General features: G+C 60.8%; 11 protein-coding genes. 7 read left to right on the forward strand and 4 right to left on the reverse strand.

The annotated features are described in order from the left end of the window. Positions 1-169: 169 nt before the first annotated feature. Together M2447_RS06945 and M2447_RS06950 are read right to left on the reverse strand one after the other, a co-directional pair. Positions 170-1,081: a helix-turn-helix domain-containing protein gene (locus tag M2447_RS06945; protein ID WP_277510328.1), complete on the reverse strand. Its 912-nt coding sequence runs from the start codon at positions 1,079-1,081 to the stop codon at positions 170-172. A 220-nt stretch (positions 1,082-1,301) separates the two neighbouring features. Beyond that, the gene (locus tag M2447_RS06950) at positions 1,302-1,607 is read right to left on the reverse strand and encodes an RNA-binding protein (RefSeq protein WP_277510329.1); all 306 of its coding nucleotides are present in this window, start codon (positions 1,605-1,607) and stop codon (positions 1,302-1,304) included. Between the two features lie 337 nt (positions 1,608-1,944). Here M2447_RS06950 and lysS point away from each other — a divergent pair, with 337 nt between their 5' ends. The 4 genes from lysS (at position 1,945) to M2447_RS06970 (ending at position 6,505) form a co-directional block, all read left to right on the forward strand. After that, entirely contained in the window at positions 1,945-3,453 is a 1,509-nt protein-coding gene (gene lysS / locus M2447_RS06955) for a lysine--tRNA ligase (protein WP_277557958.1), read from the forward strand. Between the two features lie 127 nt (positions 3,454-3,580). Continuing rightward, positions 3,581-4,813 (forward strand): ABC transporter permease, encoded by a 1,233-nt coding sequence (locus tag M2447_RS06960; protein WP_277557959.1) that lies wholly within the window; start codon positions 3,581-3,583, stop codon positions 4,811-4,813. Next, complete coding sequence (locus tag M2447_RS06965; protein ID WP_277510332.1) at positions 4,806-5,480, forward strand: ABC transporter ATP-binding protein; 675 nt, start codon at positions 4,806-4,808, stop codon at positions 5,478-5,480. The genes M2447_RS06960 and M2447_RS06965 overlap by 8 nt, the downstream gene beginning before the upstream one ends. A gap of 17 nt (positions 5,481-5,497) precedes the next feature. Beyond that, complete coding sequence (locus M2447_RS06970; protein ID WP_277557960.1) at positions 5,498-6,505, forward strand: Gfo/Idh/MocA family oxidoreductase; 1,008 nt, start codon at positions 5,498-5,500, stop codon at positions 6,503-6,505. Between the two features lie 223 nt (positions 6,506-6,728). Here M2447_RS06970 and M2447_RS06975 read toward each other — a convergent pair whose 3' ends face one another. Then, entirely contained in the window at positions 6,729-10,070 is a 3,342-nt protein-coding gene (locus M2447_RS06975; RefSeq protein ID WP_277557961.1) for a S41 family peptidase, read from the reverse strand. A 566-nt stretch (positions 10,071-10,636) separates the two neighbouring features. Between M2447_RS06975 and M2447_RS06980 the strand changes: the two genes are divergently transcribed. The 3 genes from M2447_RS06980 (at position 10,637) to purD (ending at position 16,417) form a co-directional block, all read left to right on the forward strand. Continuing rightward, complete coding sequence (locus M2447_RS06980; RefSeq protein ID WP_277557962.1) at positions 10,637-12,961, forward strand: hypothetical protein; 2,325 nt, start codon at positions 10,637-10,639, stop codon at positions 12,959-12,961. Between the two features lie 128 nt (positions 12,962-13,089). Next, positions 13,090-15,027 (forward strand): LOG family protein, encoded by a 1,938-nt coding sequence (locus M2447_RS06985; protein ID WP_277557963.1) that lies wholly within the window; start codon positions 13,090-13,092, stop codon positions 15,025-15,027. Positions 15,028-15,115: 88 nt separating this feature from the next. After that, complete coding sequence (gene purD, locus M2447_RS06990) at positions 15,116-16,417, forward strand: phosphoribosylamine--glycine ligase (protein ID WP_277557964.1); 1,302 nt, start codon at positions 15,116-15,118, stop codon at positions 16,415-16,417. Positions 16,418-16,504: 87 nt separating this feature from the next. Here purD and M2447_RS06995 read toward each other — a convergent pair whose 3' ends face one another. Continuing rightward, positions 16,505-16,939 carry a nuclear transport factor 2 family protein gene (locus M2447_RS06995; protein WP_277557965.1) on the reverse strand — a complete coding sequence of 145 codons (435 nt, stop codon included), beginning with the start codon at positions 16,937-16,939 and terminating at the stop codon, positions 16,505-16,507. Positions 16,940-16,941 lie beyond the last annotated feature (2 nt).

Here is a 16,941-nt window from a genome sequence, read left to right on the forward strand (position 1 = left end):
CCCGGCAAAATGTGGAGGTTTCGATTTCAGAAAAAGCGCGTGTTAATGCGTTGAAGTGGGTTGAAAAAACACCGCATTGGACAATGCGAACCGGCGCGGGTTCAAGGCCAAGTTGCGGGGGTCGGGCGGCCTGTCATCCTGTGGTTTCATGGGACGTTCCGCGCTTGTTTCAACGCGCCGGAATCGTCGGGTGCAGCTGGCCGCGATAGTTTGTGGGCGAGCAGCCCTCGAGTTTGCGAAACACGCGGTTGAATTGCGAAAGCGACTGGAAGCCCGCCTCGAACGCCGCCTCGCTCACGCGTTTGTGCGGATTGAGCAGCAGGTTTTTCACCTTTTCCACGCGCACACGCGCCAGGTAGTCGGTGAACGTCATGCCCGTGGACTTCTTGAACATCTTGCAAAAATAAAACGCGCTTGTGTTCACCGAATGCGCCACTTGCGCGAGCGTGAGGTCGTCGTCCTGGTGCTCGTGGATGAAGTTGCGCGCCCGCGTGATGACGGGCGACTCGGCGTGCTCCTCCTGCACCATGAGCCGGTTGCTGATCGCGGCGAGATGCTGCGCAAAAACCGCGAGCAGCCGCAGGATTGCGTCGTATTGTTTTTTGGAGACCACGCGGCTTTGGTAATACGCGGCGGCGGCGGGTTTCGCGTCGATTTCTACGCCCCATTTTGCGAGTTGCCGCGCGACCCGGTCGAACTGCCCCGCCAGCGGTTTTTGGAAAAACACCTGCCCGGTCTGCAAAAAAGCCAGCACGTTTTCACCCGCGCGGACCGGCACCGCCGAGTCATAAAGCCCGGCGAAACATTTTAATGTGGCCGGCTCGCGCTGCGCCTGCTGCTCGACTTCGCGCTGCAGTTGCAGGCATGCCGAGCACGAGTGGTTCGATTGGGCCATGAGCGCGCAAAACGGGTTTTGCCTCGGATCGTTTGCGTGCTGCAAGTCAAACGACTCGACCGGCCGCAGGCTCAAAGGCAGCCCCGTCGCGTCGCGAAACGCTTGCGCGTAGTCCCGATAGATTTGCGACTGCTTGAACTGCGTCACAAGCATCCGGCTGCGCTTGGGATTATCGGCGGCGTCCATGTGGGAAAGAGTTTGTTGTGCGAATGAGTGACTGCGCATAAAGTGCCAACAATCTCCCGCTGGAAAGCAAAATATGCGCCATGCCTCCTTGGGCATGGCAAATCATTTGCCGCATTTTTTGTCGTGCCGCCCCAAGCGAACGCAAAAAAAGGGCGCGCTCAATGCGCGCCCTTTTTCAACCGATTCAACCGATAGACACTATCAAAAAACGGGATTGCGCCTAGCGCTGCCAGGATCGTTCGCTGCCGCCGCCGGCAAAAATGCGCTGGCGCACCTCCTTCGGGCGCGCCTCGCTGACGGAGAGCGCCCGCCCGCCCAGTTCGTGGCCGTTGAAGCGCTCGATCGCGGTGCGCGCGTCCTCGGGCGAGGCCATGTTGACAAACGCGAATCCGCGCGAGCGTCCGGTGATCTTGTCGCATATCAGATCGACAGCCGATACTGCGCCGACCTGTGAAAACAGGTCCTGCACTTCGTGCGCCATGGTGGCGAACGGAAGATTTCCTACATAGAGTTTTGTGGTGGTCATGGGTTTTTTTAGAATATGCCGCCGCCCGACCTCGCGCCTCTCCGCCCGCCGTGTTGCGAAACACCATCAAGGTTTTAAGGCCCGTTTGGTGATCCGGAGCGCGCAATATCAAACACCAGCGGGAAAAAAATTGTTTCATCACACGCAATATCAAGTGCATTAGGCAACGCGCGCGGATTTGATAAAAATGAAACAAATATTTCATACTATTTTGACAAACCGCGCCTGGCCAACGGTTCCCGGCTCGGTGTTGCGTCCGAATCATTCCGGGCGTCCGCGCCGATCAATTTCCCATTGCCCAAGCGCGCGGCGGGCGTCACCGTTTGCGTTTTCATCCATGAGCGACACTCCGACAGACATTTCCCACGACCAGGTTGCCGTGCGCCGGCAAAAACTCGCCGACTTGCGCGCGGCGGGTTTCGATCCGTTTCGCGCCAATTGCGAACAGACGCATTTTTCTGACGACGCCAAAAAATGTTACGTCGAGGGCGAGGACAACGCCGTGCGGCTTTCCGTCGCGGGCCGGCTCGTCACCTTTCGCATTCAGGGCGGCAGCGGGTTCGTCAAGATCCTCGACCAGCAGGGGCAGATTCAACTTTATGTGAAGCGCGACGTGCTCGGCGTGGACGCCTACGCCGCGTTCAAGAAACTCGACTTCGGCGATTTCATCGGCGTCACGGGCACGCTCTTCAAGACGAAGGCCGGCGAGATCACCGTGCGCGTCGAGAGCTACACGCTCGTGTCGAAGGCGCTGCGCCCGTTGCCCGAAAAATGGCACGGCCTCACAAACGACGAGCAGGTTTACCGCCAGCGTTACCTCGATTTGATCGTCAACGCCGAGTCGCGCAAACGCCTCATGCAGCGCTCGCGCATCATCTCGTATGTCCGCCGTTTTCTTGAGGACCGCAAATTCATCGAGGTCGAGACGCCGATCTTGCAGGGCGTGGCGGGCGGCGCGGCGGCGCGTCCGTTCGAGACGCACCTCAACGCGCTCAACATCGACTTCGTGCTGCGTATCTCGCTGGAGCTTTATTTGAAGCGCATGCTCGTCGGCGGCTACGACCGCGTGTTCGAGCTCGGGCGCAACTTCCGCAACGAGGGCATGGACCGCAAGCACAACCCCGAGTTCACCATGCTCGAAGTCTACCAGGCCTACAGCGACTACCGCGGCATGATGACGCTCGTGCGCGATTTGTTCCAGGGGCTTTGCCGCGACGTGATCGGCTCGGACACGATCAAGTTCACCGACAAGGACGGCAACACGCACGACATCAACTTCGCCGGCGAGTGGCGCGAGGTGCGCTACAAGGACCTCATCACGCAATTCACCGGCGACGCGAACTGGTTCGGCCGCGCGAAGGACGAAAAAATCGCCTACTGCAAAAGCATCGACCTCTTCGTCGACCCGGCGTGGGAGGACTTCGAAATCACCAACGAAATTTTCTCCAAGAAAATCGAGCACACGCTCATCCAGCCGACCTTCGTCACGCATCTGCCGAAGGAGCTTTGCCCGCTCGCGAAAATAAATCTCGAGGACCCGGGCGTGATCGACGTGTTCGAGCTGACCATCGGCGGCATGGAAGTCGCGCCCGCCTACAGCGAGCAAAACGACCCCGACGTGCAGCGCGCGATGTTCGAGGCGCAGGCCGGCGGCGAGCAGCAAAAAGTGGACAACGATTTCCTCCTCGCGCTCGAGCACGGCATGCCGCCCGCCGGCGGCATGGGCATCGGCATCGACCGCCTCTGCATCCTCCTCACCGCGGCGGACAGCATCCGCGACGTCATTCTGTTTCCGCAACTCCGCCCGAGCGCGGCGGCGGCAACTGACTCGGCGCCCGCCGCCTAATGTATAATTAAAAATGTATAATGTGGAATGAACAAGCCGAGCACGCGATTACACACATGAGTCCGCTCCCATTATACATTCTTCATTATTCATTTTTCATTAGCGGCGGCAACGCCGCCGCGTAACCATGCCCTGGTATCTCTACCTCGCCTTCAAGCAGCTTTTCCCGTCGGGGAGGTGGATGACGTTTTTCACGTGCATCTCGACACTGGGCGTGTTTCTCGGTGTGTGGATGCTCATTATCATCATCGGCGTGATGAGCGGTTTCGGCTTCAAATACGGCCGGATGATCATTGACACGGGCGGCGAGATTCAGGTGCGCGGCGCGTTCATCGAGAATCCGGAGCGGATTCAGGAAATCATCAACAAAGTGCCCGGCGTTGTCGCGAGCACGCCGACCGCCGAGGGCATCGTGATGATCGAGCACCAGGGCAGGCCGGGTTATCCGGGCATCATCGGCGTGGCCCCGGAAAGTGTTGAGAAAGTGATTCCCATTTCAAAATACCTGCGCGAAGGCTCCATGGCGGATCTCGACGACGACGCGGTGGTTTTAAGCGCGGGGCTTGCCGCCTCGATCAGCACGCGCGTCGGCTCGAAAGTCACCGTGGTAAGCCCGCTCACGCTCGAACGCCTGAGCCAGGACGCCTACATGATGCCAACCGAGCTGACGGTCGCGGGCGTTTACGAATTCGGGCACCAGCAACTCGACAAGTCGGTCGCCATCGTGACGCTCCGCCGCATGCAGGATCTCTACGGGCTCGGCGAGGGCGCATACGGCGTCAACGTGCGCATCGCGCCCGATGCCGATGTCGATGCTATCGCGGGTGAAATCAACGCCTCCTTGCCGCCGGGCAGCCGGATGCGCGCGCGCACATGGATGCAGTCGGGCGAGGCGTTTCTCTTCGCGCTCAAGATCGAGCGCCTCATGATCATCCTGATTGTGTCGATGGTGGTTTTTGTCGTGGCGTTCCTGGTGACGGCGATGCTGCTTGTCGCCGTGGCGCACAAGACGCGCGAAATCGGGCTCTACGGCGCGCTCGGCGCGTCGCCGTGGCAGTCGGCCATGTGCTTTTGTTTTCAGGGCGTGATTGTCGGCGTGATCGGCACCGCGCTCGGAGTGTCGATCGGCCTGCTCACGCTTGCCAACATCGACCCGATCGCACGGCTCATCGCGCGGCTGACCGGCAACTGGGAATTGCTCGTGGAGGTTTATGAATTCACCAAGGTGCCCGCGCACATCACCGGCGCGGACATTGCGATCATCTGCGCCTTCGCCATCGGCATGTCCACGCTCGCCGGCCTCGTCGCCGCGTGGCGCGCCGCAAAACTCAAACCCGTGGAGGCGATGCGCAGTGAGTAACACGGCACAACCCATTCTCACCGCCCGCGCCCTGCGCAAAACCTACAGGAGCGGCAACCGCGAGTTGGAGGTTTTTCACGATGTCGATTTCCATATCAACGCCGGCGAGAGCGTGAGCATTCGCGGCGAATCAGGCTCGGGGAAATCCACGCTACTCAACCTCCTCGCCGCGCTCGACACCGCCGGCGCCGGCACGCTCTCGTGGGATGGTTTTTCAAAAATCGACAACGCCGCTCGCGGAAAATTCCTCGGCATCATCTTCCAGGCGTTTTACCTGATCCCCGAGCTCAACGCGCTTGAAAACATTCTCATGGCGAGGCGAATCGCGGGCAATGTTGACGCCGCCGCGCGCGCGCGCGCCGCCGAACTGCTCGCGCGAGTGGGATTGAGGGACCGCGGACACCATTTGCCCTCGCAACTCTCCGGCGGCGAGCGCCAGCGCGTCGCCGTCGCCCGCGCGCTCATGAACTCGCCGCGTGTCGTCCTCGCCGACGAGCCGACCGGCAACCTCGACGAAAAAACCGCCGACAGCGTCATGGATCTCCTGCTCGGCATCTGCGCCGAGACAAACACCGCGCTCGTGCTCGTCACGCACAACCCGCTCTACGCGCAACGCACCGCGCGCGAATACTTTTTGCACGAAGGAACCCTGCGCTCCGTGCGCTAAAACCACGACAAAATCTCATGCTAAAACTCTTCAAGAAAACCGAAAAAATTCGCTGCGGTGTCGTCGGCACCGGCTCGCTCGGCCAGCACCACGCGCGCATTTACGCGAACATGAAGGGCGTCGAGTTCGCCGGCATCTACGAGGCCAACCCCGCGCGCGCGAAGGAAATCTCCGCGCTGCACAACTGCCGCGCGTTTGACTCGCTCGAGGAACTCGCCGGCGCGTGCGACGCCGTCTCCGTCGTCGTGCCGACCGACAAGCACGCGCAAGTCGCCCTCCCTCTCCTCGCCAAGGGCTGCCACCTGCTCATCGAAAAACCGCTCTGCGCCTCGCTCGAGGAAGCCTCGCAAGTGCTCGCCGCCGCGCAATCCAACAACAGCATCGTGCAGGTCGGTCACGTCGAGCACTTCAACCCCGTGATGAGTTTCCTGGAAAAGGAAATCAACCGCCCGCGCTACATCACGACCGAGCGCCTCGGCACCTACCAGACGCGCGGCACCGAGGTCGGCGTCGTGCTCGATCTCATGATCCACGACATCGGCATCGTGCTCGCGCTCGTGAAATCGCCCATCCTGAAAATCGACGCCATGGGCCTGAACCTGCTCTCCAAGACCGAGGACATCGCCAACGCGCGCATTGAATTTGAAAACGGCTGCGTCGCCAACCTCAACGCCAGCCGCCTGAGCCTGAAGCGCAACCGCGAGATCCGCGTCTTCCAGGAAAACGCCTACCTCTCGCTCGACTTCATGAACCAGAAGGGCCACCTCGTGAAGAAAAGCGACATCATCGCCTACGGCCTGAAAATGAAAGTCGGCCTCGCAAAACCGGGCGACGTGAGCTCGATTCCCGTCGGCGAGATCCCGATAGAAAAAGGCGAGCCGCTCGCGCTCGAGCTGGCCTCGTTTGTGAACAGCGTGCGCGAGGCAAAGCAGCCCAAAGTCGGCGCCGTGCTTGGCAAAACCGCGCTCGAAGTGGCGATAGCCATCACCGAGCAAATCCGCACCAAGGCGGAGAAGATGAAGTAAAGACGGGTCGCGCGAAAGTGCGTCTTTATACCGTTTACGAGCTAGTTTTGGTCTTTAATTGGTAGGGCGTGCTCGCCGAGCGCGCCGAGAATTACGAGAGACAACCCCGTCGGTTGGCAGACGTCGCTGGCGCTCGGTAACGGCGTTTCGAGCGATAGCGGCAATCTTCCAACCGGCCTACCTTTGATGGCGCCTAAGGAGTAAACCTTAGGCGTAAATGGGATTACTTCGCCGGTTTTACGGGCCAGGGCGGGGGAGGGGGGAGCTTGGGGTTGTTGGTTTTTAGCTCGGCGAGGATTTCCTCGATGGCGCGGTCGAGTTGCTGGTCCTCGCCTTTCATTTCGCGCGCGGGGTCGTTGTCCACCACGATGTCGGGATCGACTCCGTAGCCTTCAATGGGCCACTCCTTGCCGTCCTTTGAGTAGGATGCGTATTGCGGGATGTTCAGGGTGCCGCCGTCCATGAAGGGCAGGCTGCTCGTGATGCCCACGATGCCGCCCCAACTGCGCTTGCCGATGAGCTTGCCGAGGCCCATCTCGCGGAAGCGATAGGGGAAGATGTCGCCGTCGGAGGCGGAGTATTCGTCCATGAGCGTGACTTTGGGGCCGAGGTGCATGCCGGCGGGGTTGGTCGCGGGGGTGCCGTTGCGGGCGAGGTTGATCATGACGAGTTCGCGCCGGAGGCGCTCTATTATCATGGGCGAGACGTTGCCGCCGCCGTTGCCGCGCACGTCGATGATGAGAGCCTCCTTTTGGAGCTGCGGGTAGAAGCGGCGCACGAATTCGTTGAGGCCCTCGGGGCCCATGTCGGGGATGTGCAGGTAGCCGACGCGGTCGCCGGTTTTCTTTGCAACGTAGTCGATGTTGTTGAGAACCCAGTTAGTGTAGTAGAGCGGGGCTTCGTCGGCGATGGGAACGATGACAATGTCGCGCGCATCGTCCGCCGCGGCGTCGGGCTTGGAGGCGAGGCGCAGGGTGACTTGGTTGCCGGCGGTGCCGACGAGCGCGGCGTAGGGATTGGGCATGTCGCGCGTGGGTTTGCCGTCGATGGCGAGGAGGTAGTCGCCTTCGCGGGCGTTGACGCCGAGTTCGGTGAGCGGGGAGCGCGTGGATTTTTCCCAGTTTTCGCCGCGGAGGATTTTTGTGATTTGATAATAGCCGGTGGCGGTGTCGCGGGTGAGCTGCGCGCCGAGGAGTCCGGTTTGGATGCGATGAGCAATGGCGCGCCTGCCGCCGCCGATGTAGGCGTGGCCGGCGTGGAGTTCGGAGATCATTTCGCCGATGAGGTAGGTGAGGTCGTTGCGCGTGGCGACGTGCGGGAGGAGTTTTGCGTATTTGTCGCGCTGGGCGGGCCAGTCGATGCCGTGCATGTTGGGCGCGTAGAAACAGTCGCGCATTTGGCGCCAGCTTTCGTTGAAGATTTGCGCCCACTCGGCCCGGCGGTCGATGCGGAGCTGGAGGTTGGAGAGGTCGAGTTTGTCCTTGATGCTGATTTTATCTTTCGGGAGGTCGACGAGGGCGTAGGTGCTTTTGTCGCGGACGAGCATTTTTTTGCCGTCGGCGGTGATTTCGCAGGCGTCGTAGTTGCCGAGGATGGTTTCCTTGCGCTCTTTCAGGTTGTAGGCGGCGATGACGGTGCGTGTTTTTTGCGTGGCGCCGAATCCTTCCCCGCCGCCGTCGCCCATGACGGGGCCGCCGGGGCGGCGCTGGTAGAAGACGCGGTCGCCGACCATGCGGAGGTTGGCGTAGTTCGAGGATTCGACGGGGAGCGCGACGATGCGCGAGGCGAGACCATCGGGATCGAGTTTGGAGGAGGGCGGGGCGGAGGTTTTCTTTTTGGTGGGTTCTTTTTTATCGGGCTGGTCCGGTTTTTCGGATGCGTCGCCCTGGGGTTTTTCGGCGACTTCGTCGCTCCGGGGGGCGAGGGGGGACTTGGTTTCCTTGGAGAGGGCGATCATGTAGATGCGCTCCATGTTTTTGTAGGCGTGGTTCCACTCGGTGTCGGAATAAACGGGGTTGAAGTTGCGCGCGCTGGCGAAGAGAAGCCATTGGCCGTCGTCGCTGAAGGCGGGGGAGTTGGCGGCATACCAGCCGTCGGTGGCGTCGGTCGTGGAGCCGTCGGCTGTGTTGAAAATCTTGATGCGCGAGAGCGCGCCGCGCGTCTGGTGCGTCCACGCGATGAGGGCGGAGTCGGGCGACCAGGCGTATTGGCGAATGACGTAGTCGGGGTTGTGCGCGACGAGGGTGATGGTTTTTGTTTCGATATCGATGGTGCGGAGGCGTTGCTCGCGGTCGGTCCAGAGGAGTTTTTTCGAGTCGGGCGACCAGCGGGGCAGGGCGTAGTAGGTGGTGGCGCCGGTGGTGAGTTGCACGGGCTCGCCGGAGCCGTCCTGCGGGCGGATGTAGAGTTCGAATTCGCCGGTGGCGTCGGAGAGGTAGGCGATGTGTTTGCCGTCGGGCGACCACGAGGCGTCGCGTTCGTGGGCGGCGGGGGTTTGCGTGAGGTTGCGCACGGGACCGTCCTTGAGCGGCGCGGTGAAAACATCGCCGTGCGCGCTCACGACGACGCGCTTGCCGTCGGGCGAGGGGCGGACGGAGGAGGGTTTGACTTTTGCGAGCACGGGGCGCGCGGAGGCGAGGTCTTCGCGGATGCTGATGTCGACGGGCGCGGATTTTTCCGTGGCCAGGTTGAGGCGCCAGATTTGCCCGGCGTGCTCATAGACGAGGGATTTTTTTCCGATGGAGGGGAACTTGACGTCGTAGTCGGTGTAATCGGTGAGCTGGCGCGTTTGCTTTTTGACGGGGTCGTAAACGAAGAGGTTGGCGCGGCCGGTGCGCTCGGAGACGAAGTAGATGCGGTTGTTCGGCGCCCACATGGGGAAGAGGTCTTGCGCGGGGTTGTTGGTGATGTTTTCGAGCGCGCCGGTTTTGAGGTCGTAGATCCAGATGTCGTCGGCCATGCCGCCGCGGTAATTTTTCCATGTGCGGAATTCGCGGAAGACGCGGTTGTAGGCGATCTTGGTGTCGTCGGGCGAATAGGTGACGAAGCCGCCGCGCGGCACGGGGAGCTGCACGGGCAGGTTGCCGTCGAGGTTGACGCTCATGAGGTGGCCGATGAACGGGTCCCAACTGCGCCAGCGCGAGCGGTAGGTGATTTCGTCGGCGGTGTTGCGCCAGGTCATGACGATGTTGTCCGGGCCCATGCGGTCGGCGAGGTCGTCGCGGCCGAGCGTGGCGGAGTAGGTGAGGCGCCTGGGCGCGCCGCCGTTTGCGGGCATGACGTAAACCTCGGTGTTGCCGTCGTATTGCGCGGTGAAGGCGAGCTGTTTTCCGTCCGCCGAGTAGCGCGGGAAAACCGCGTAGCCCGGCCCGCTGGTGAGGCGTCGCGCGACGCCGCCCTTGACGCCCACGGTGTAGAGCTGGCCGGCGTAGGAGAAGGTGATGTCGGTGTCGTTTGTGGCGGGGAAGCGGAGCAGGCGCGTGTCGTTTGCGGGAGTTTGCGCGGAGGCGGCGCAATTGAGATAAAAACAACCGAGGGTAAAAATAAAAACGAAGAGGCGTTTCATAAAAAGATGAGATTTTTAACGGCCTGTGATTTCAATAGTAAACGCAGAAGTGCATGGCATATCATTTGGTTTTGGAATGAAGATTTACACTAGAACGAAAAATCCATCCAGGTAAGCGCGGGCGTAAAATGCATTGCCAATTATAAGGTTGCCGCCATTTTCTGCGACAGCTCTGAAACCCTCCCATTATTATGCCTTTTCTCCGCTCCAATTTTATTTCAATCAAAACGGGTTTACTTCGAAAATCAGCCACCATATCAATGCTTGTGGCGATGGCCGGTCTTTTGGCGGCCCAGGCATCAGCGCAATCTTTGCAAATAACCCGGCAGCCCGCCAGCATCACACGCACCGAGGGTCATGGTATTTCGCGTCTGCAGATTCTGTTCTCCGGGTCAAACGACCCTGGAGCGGTCTTTTTTTCTGTCACGGCGGCGGGCAGCGGCTCACTGACATATCAATGGCAGAAGGACGGGGTTGACATCGCATTTCCGGACAACGGGCAAATAATCGTGGGCTTCCCGCGTGTATCGGGCGCGGACACAGAGCTTCTGAATATCAGCGACTGCATGATGTCTGACGCGGGCGTGTATCGCGTGAAAATCCGCGACTCGGCGGGCGGGGAAATTATCAGTGAATCCGGCACGCTGACGGTCACGCCGCATCCGCCGCCGTCATTTATTGTTCATCCCAAAGATGTGACCGTCACCGAGGGAACGATGTCGAATTCATCCCTGAGCGCCACGATTGCGATGGGTTCCATTCTCGCGGGCAGTAATGAGGGGCCCCTCACATGCGTATGGCAGAAAGACGGCGCGGATGTGTCAATCGAGTGCGGGGTTGATCAATATGGAAAAGCGTTTCTCGAAACATATAATTTCATGGTGGCCGATTCCGGAACCTATCGTGTGGCGGTGACCAATCGCTGGGGGCGCACCAGCCATAGCAATCCGGCGACTCTCACCATTCTGCCGCCGGCGGAAGCCCCTGTTATTACCAAGCAACCGACGGTGTCGCGTAATGACGATGACGGTTATGTTAATGGAAAACCCATCGTGGTTGATTACACCAAGGGCGGCAGCATCGGATTATACATTTTCACAAGCGGGGTGGCGTCCCGTTTTCAATGGCAAAAAGACGGGGTTGATTTGGAGTATTCGGAAAAATATCGCAGTGATGATTATACAAATCCCCAAAAAGACTCCACCAAACTCCGCTCCCTATGCATACGGGATCTCCGCCCTGCTGATTCGGGAAAATACCGTGTGGTGGTTTGGAATTCCACTGGCACCACGGTCAGCCAAGAGGCCACGCTCAATATCACATACCCAACTCCCGCGCCGATAACCACGCACGCCGTGTCCGCGGGCCGTTCTGTTGCGCTCACGGCCGATATTAGCGGCAATCCGCCGCCCGCCGTGCAATGGGAAGTGTCCACCGATGGCGGAAACACATGGAGCAGGCTTGCCAACAATGCGACCTACACCGGCGTCAACACGGGGACATTGGGCATCAACGCCGCCGCCGGCAACATGAGCGGCAACCAATACCGCTGCGCGCTTGCAAGCGGGGGAATGTTGCCGGGTGGCTCCGCCATTACGCTGGACGTTGCCCCGCTCGTATTTCCCAACCCCGCCTCGCTCGTTTGCGTCAGCGGCATGCTCTACGTGACCGATGATTCGCTGCACACCGTGCAAGCCGTTGACCTCGCCACAAGCGAGGCGCGCATCCTTGCCGGTTCTCCCGGACAAACGGGGGCGACGGACGCCACGGGCACCGCCGCGAGATTCAACCAACCCAAGGGCATATCGGCGGATGCCGAGGCCAGGCTCTTTCTGGCTGACACCGGCAACGCGCTCATACGCACCATCTCGCCCGACGGGGTTGTGGCGACACTGGCGGGTTCGCCCAGTCAACGCGGACATGCCGACGGCGTGGGCGGCAACGCCACGTTCTCGGCGCCGACGGCCATATTTTTGGACACGTCTGGCTCGGGAGACTTCATTCTCGTTGCCGATGCGACGTCACACACCATTCGCAGTGTTTGTGACAGCGGCACTACGACAACTCGGGCGGGAGTCGGCGGCGTATCCGGACACAAAGACGGCGATGCCAAGGACGCCTACCTGAACCGCCCCTCTGGAATCGCAAAAAAATCGTTCTGGTCATCCGCTTATGTCGCCGCCCCTTTGCCCGCGCCCATTCAGGCTGCCATTTCGAACAACACGTCAGACCCTGTGACTGCCGCCAGCGTCACTGTAACCATGCCGAACAACGATTACCTCTATTGGAGCACCTATGTGGCCGATAGTTACAATCACGTCATTAGGGAACTCGGTTCGCCGCAAAAGTATATGGTCCCTCCCATCAGCACGCTCGCCGGCCTGCCCGGAGTGAGCGGATATGAGGACGGCGTGGGCGACGAGGCCCGTTTCAACAATCCCGGAGGCATGGCGATTGATTCAAGCGGCAACATCTATGTGGCCGACACCGGCAACTCCACCATACGCTTTGTCACTCCCGAGGGCCAAGTCCTCACCCTTGCCGGATTGCCCGGCATCACCGGCCTCAAGGATGGCGTTGGCGAGGAGGCATGGTTTAATCATCCCTCGGACGTTGCGCTCGGCGGAAGCAAACTTTACATCGCCGATACTGGAAATGCGGCTATTCGCGAACTCGATTTGTATACCGGGCAGGTTGTCACGCTCAACATCACGGCAGCCCCGGCTTCATCCGGCACAGTGCCCAATCCGCCAATCACGCCCGGCGGCGGCACAAACCCAGGCGAGTCGAGTGGCGGAGGAGGCGGCGGCATGGTGTCGTATTGGCTCATGGCTTCCGTGGCGGCATTGCTTGGCATCCGGCGCGTGTTGTCACCAAGGCGCAAGGCATAAGGCGAAGCCTGCTTTGGAAATATTAAGCGATGCACATCAGTGATGGTGTGTCCGATCGGGCGCGCGCGTCCTTTTCCAAAAGAACAAGGCTTTCAATCAATGCCGATATCGTTCAATCATTTTGTCACATGGCTATGAACAACGACCAATTCTGGACCAGCCTCGACGGACAGGTTCTCACCGTCCGCCCCAATCTCTCCGAGCACACCGTTTCGCTCACCATCGCCTTCTGGCCGCGCAACCCCGCCGAGTTCGACTTCATGAAGGCGCGCCTCGACGACCTGCACTTCACCGAGCGCAGCACGCTTGCGCGCATCGGTCTCGAAATCATGCGCGCCACGCCGCTCGCCGTCGACGGCAACCGCCTCGTGTTCGACGCCGAGACGTTTCTCTTCGATCACTCGTTCCCCAACGCGCCCTATTGGAAAAAACTCTTCCGCTCCGGCATGCCCATCGGCCGCCTCTTCTACGCGCCCGAGTCGCAAAAACTCTCCTCGACCGAAATATGGGACGCCATTTCCAACAACGCCCTCAAGCTTCCCAACACCATCAGCATCGACCGCAACGGCAGCGTGTTTCTCACGCCCCATCCCGTGCGCTACACGCTTAACCCGAAGCTCCAGCGCCCCGATTTCGAGTCGCTCGTCTCCGGCAACGCCGGACGCGCCTATCTCGACAAGGTGCAGGTGCGCCACGAGACGCCCATCCTCACCGTCGCGCCGCGCTCGGGCATCCTCACCAGTTGCTCCATGTATTTGAAGGAGCACTACGTGCTGCTCAACCGCGGCGTGGGCAACTTCGGCATCCACACCTCCGCCGTGCTGCTCGACCCGATAAAAACTTTCGGCACGAACATCATGCTCGAAATCTACAACCCCGGCGAGCAGCCCGTCGTGAATCCCGTCGTGTCCGTGGAGGTGTTCCGCGCGCCGGAGCCCGCCGACACCGATGTCAAAAACCTCGCCAAAAAACGCGCGCGCCTTCTCTCCGCCTCGAAGGAAATCTACGGCGCGCTCGACGAAACCCCGCCCAAGGACAACGGCTCCGTCGAGCCTCCCAAGCCGCGCGCGCGCGTCACCTTCAACGGGCAAAACGCCACGCAGGACAACAACAGCGTTTTCTTCAACGCCGGCCAGTTCACCGACGCCGCCGCGCTCAAGGACAAGATCAACGCCGCCGGGTCTTGCGGATTCCGCACGATCATCCAGGCGCTCGATGCCGCGCCGGAGGACGCCGACACGCTGTTGATCGACATCTTCCCAAATCTTCCCGAGCACATCGAGCTCCTCACCCGCCTGCCCAACCTCAAGCTCCGCCGCATCATCTTCCGCAAGCCCTCGCGCACGCACGGCTTCTTCCTTTCCTACAACGCGCACGGACGCCTCGAAAACTACCACGACATCGGCATCGACGTTTACTGGCACAACGCGCAACTCGACGACCTCTACCTGCACACCTACAAAAAGGACCGCGGCTTTTTCATCCGCGAGGAACTCGGCCGCCGGTTCCGGGAATCCACCATTCTCGCCATGTATGGCAGCGCCGTCGGGCTCGACCAGGCCGACACCGACCGCATCTCCTCGCTCATGGACAAGCTGACCGGCTTCATCGGCGCCAACGTCGGCGTGCTCACCGGCGGCGGCGGCGGCGTCATGCGACTCGCCACCGATCAGGCCCGCGCGAAGGGCGCGCTCACCGGCGCGTGTTTCCTGGAGCTTGAGGCTCAACCGCCCGAGATCGGCGTGGACTTCTTCAACACCTTTCAGGAGACCTCGCGCCACTTCCGGCAAAAATGGTTCGAGGTCGCGGACTTTTGCATCTTCAACGTCGGCGGCGTCGGCACGCTCGAGGAAATCGGCATCGAAATGTGCAACCTCAAACTCGGCATCCGCCCGCGCATCCCGTATATATTCTACAACGCGCAATTCTGGACGAGCCTGCGCGACCAGGTGGAGGAAATGGTCTCCAGCAAACGCGCACCCGCGTGGATGCTCGACTACATCCTCTTCAGCAACGACCCCGACGAGGTCGTGAGCTTTTATAAGAAAACGCTGCGGGTGCTGTGAGCGCGGCGTGTTTTTTGTTTCGACTTAAGTCGACTTGAATCGATTTAAGTCGATTTAAGTCGAATCCTCCTCCTTCGCAAAATTTCCCATGTCTCAAACCCTTCCTAAATCCATCCTCGTTGTCGGCTCCGGCGGACGCGAGCACGCCATCGTCAAATCGCTTCTCGCGTCGCCCTCCAAACCGCGCGTCGTTTGCGCGCCGGGCAACGCCGGCATCGCCGATGAAATCCGCTGCTTCCCCGAGGTCGCCGCCGACAACATCGCCGACCTCGTCGAACTCGCGCAGCGCGAGCAAATCGACTTCGTGGTTGTCGGCCCCGAGGTGCCGCTTTCGCTCGGACTGGTCGACGCGCTTGCCGCCGCGAACATCCCCGCCTACGGCCCGAAGGCCGACGGCGCGCGCCTCGAAGCTTCGAAAATTTACACCAAGGAAATCCTGCTCAAATACAAAATCCCCACCGCCGAGGCCGCGACCTTCGACAACGCGCCCGCTGCCGTCGAATATCTTCGCACGCACCCCGCGCCCATCGTGATCAAGGCCGACGGACTCGCCGCGGGCAAAGGTGTCGTCGTCGCGCAAACCACTGCCGAAGCCGAGACCGCTGTCCACGACCTTCTCGCGCTCAACGCCGCGACAGCTTCCGACCAATCCAAAATCCTCATTGAAGCCTGTCTCACCGGCGAGGAAACCTCGATTCTCGTGATCGTTTCCGGACGCGATTATTACATCCTCCCGACCTCGCAGGATCACAAGCGCATCGGCGACGGCGACACCGGCCCGAACACCGGCGGCATGGGCACGTATTCGCCCGCCGAGGTGGTCACGCCGGAATTGCTCGCGCGCATTGACCGCGAAATCGTGCGCCCCTCGGTCAACGCGATTGCCGACGAGGGCATTGATTTTCGCGGCACGCTTTTCATCGGCATCATGCTCACGCCGGACGGCCCGCAAGTGCTCGAATACAACACGCGCTTCGGCGACCCCGAAACGCAAGTTGTCCTCCCGCGCCTCGACACCGACCTGCTCGTGCTCCTTTGGGCCGCCGCCAAGGGCAACCTCGCCGAGGTCGCGCGCGATGTGCGCGTGCGCCCCGAAGCCGCGATTTGCGTTGTCGTGGCGTCAAAAGGTTATCCGGCAAAATTCCCGAAAGGCATCCCCATCACTCTTCCCGCCGCGTTGCCGCCGCAAACGACAATCATCCACGCCGGCACCGCGCGCGACAAGGACGGCCGACTCGTCACCGCCGGCGGTCGCGTGCTCGGCGTGACCTCGCTCGCCCCCGCGCTCGCCGAGGCCGCGAGCCGCGCCTACGCCGCGTGCGACGAAATCGAGTGCGAGACAAAATACTGCCGCCGCGACATCGGCGCGAAGCAGTTGAACCGGAAATAATGATTCCGGTCTGACTGCCGACCGGCGCCGTTGGGCGCAAAAAAAGCACAGGCATTTCCGCCTGTGCTTTTAGTTTATATCAGCAGGTCACTTTCTAAATGCCTGGCGACCGAGCAGCTTCCATTCGCCTTTTTGTTTTTGCCAGACGAGCATGATGCCGATCTTCACGTTGCCGGGCTTGCCGCTGTCATTGGTCTTGGCCGTGAAGGTGTGGCAGACGATCGCGGTGTCGCCGGTTACCTTGATTTTCTGGTCGGTAATATCAATCGTCACGAACACCGAGCGTCCGCTGACAATCGTGTCGACAAACTCGGCCTTGGTTTCGAGGCGTCCGCTGGAATGGCCGTAGAGGAGGTTGTCGGCGGCGATGGCGTTCAGGTCGGCGGCTTTGGCCGAGAGCATGGCGGCGCGCAGTTTTTCGGCGGCGGCGGCGACATCGCGCTCGTCGTTCGACGATTGCGCATTGCACGGGGCCATCAGCGCGAGAACGGGAAAAAGGCAGAGCAGGAGAAATTTTTTCATGG

This window comes from Ereboglobus sp. PH5-10, from assembly GCF_029504735.1.
Lineage (GTDB): Bacteria > Verrucomicrobiota > Verrucomicrobiia > Opitutales > Opitutaceae > Ereboglobus.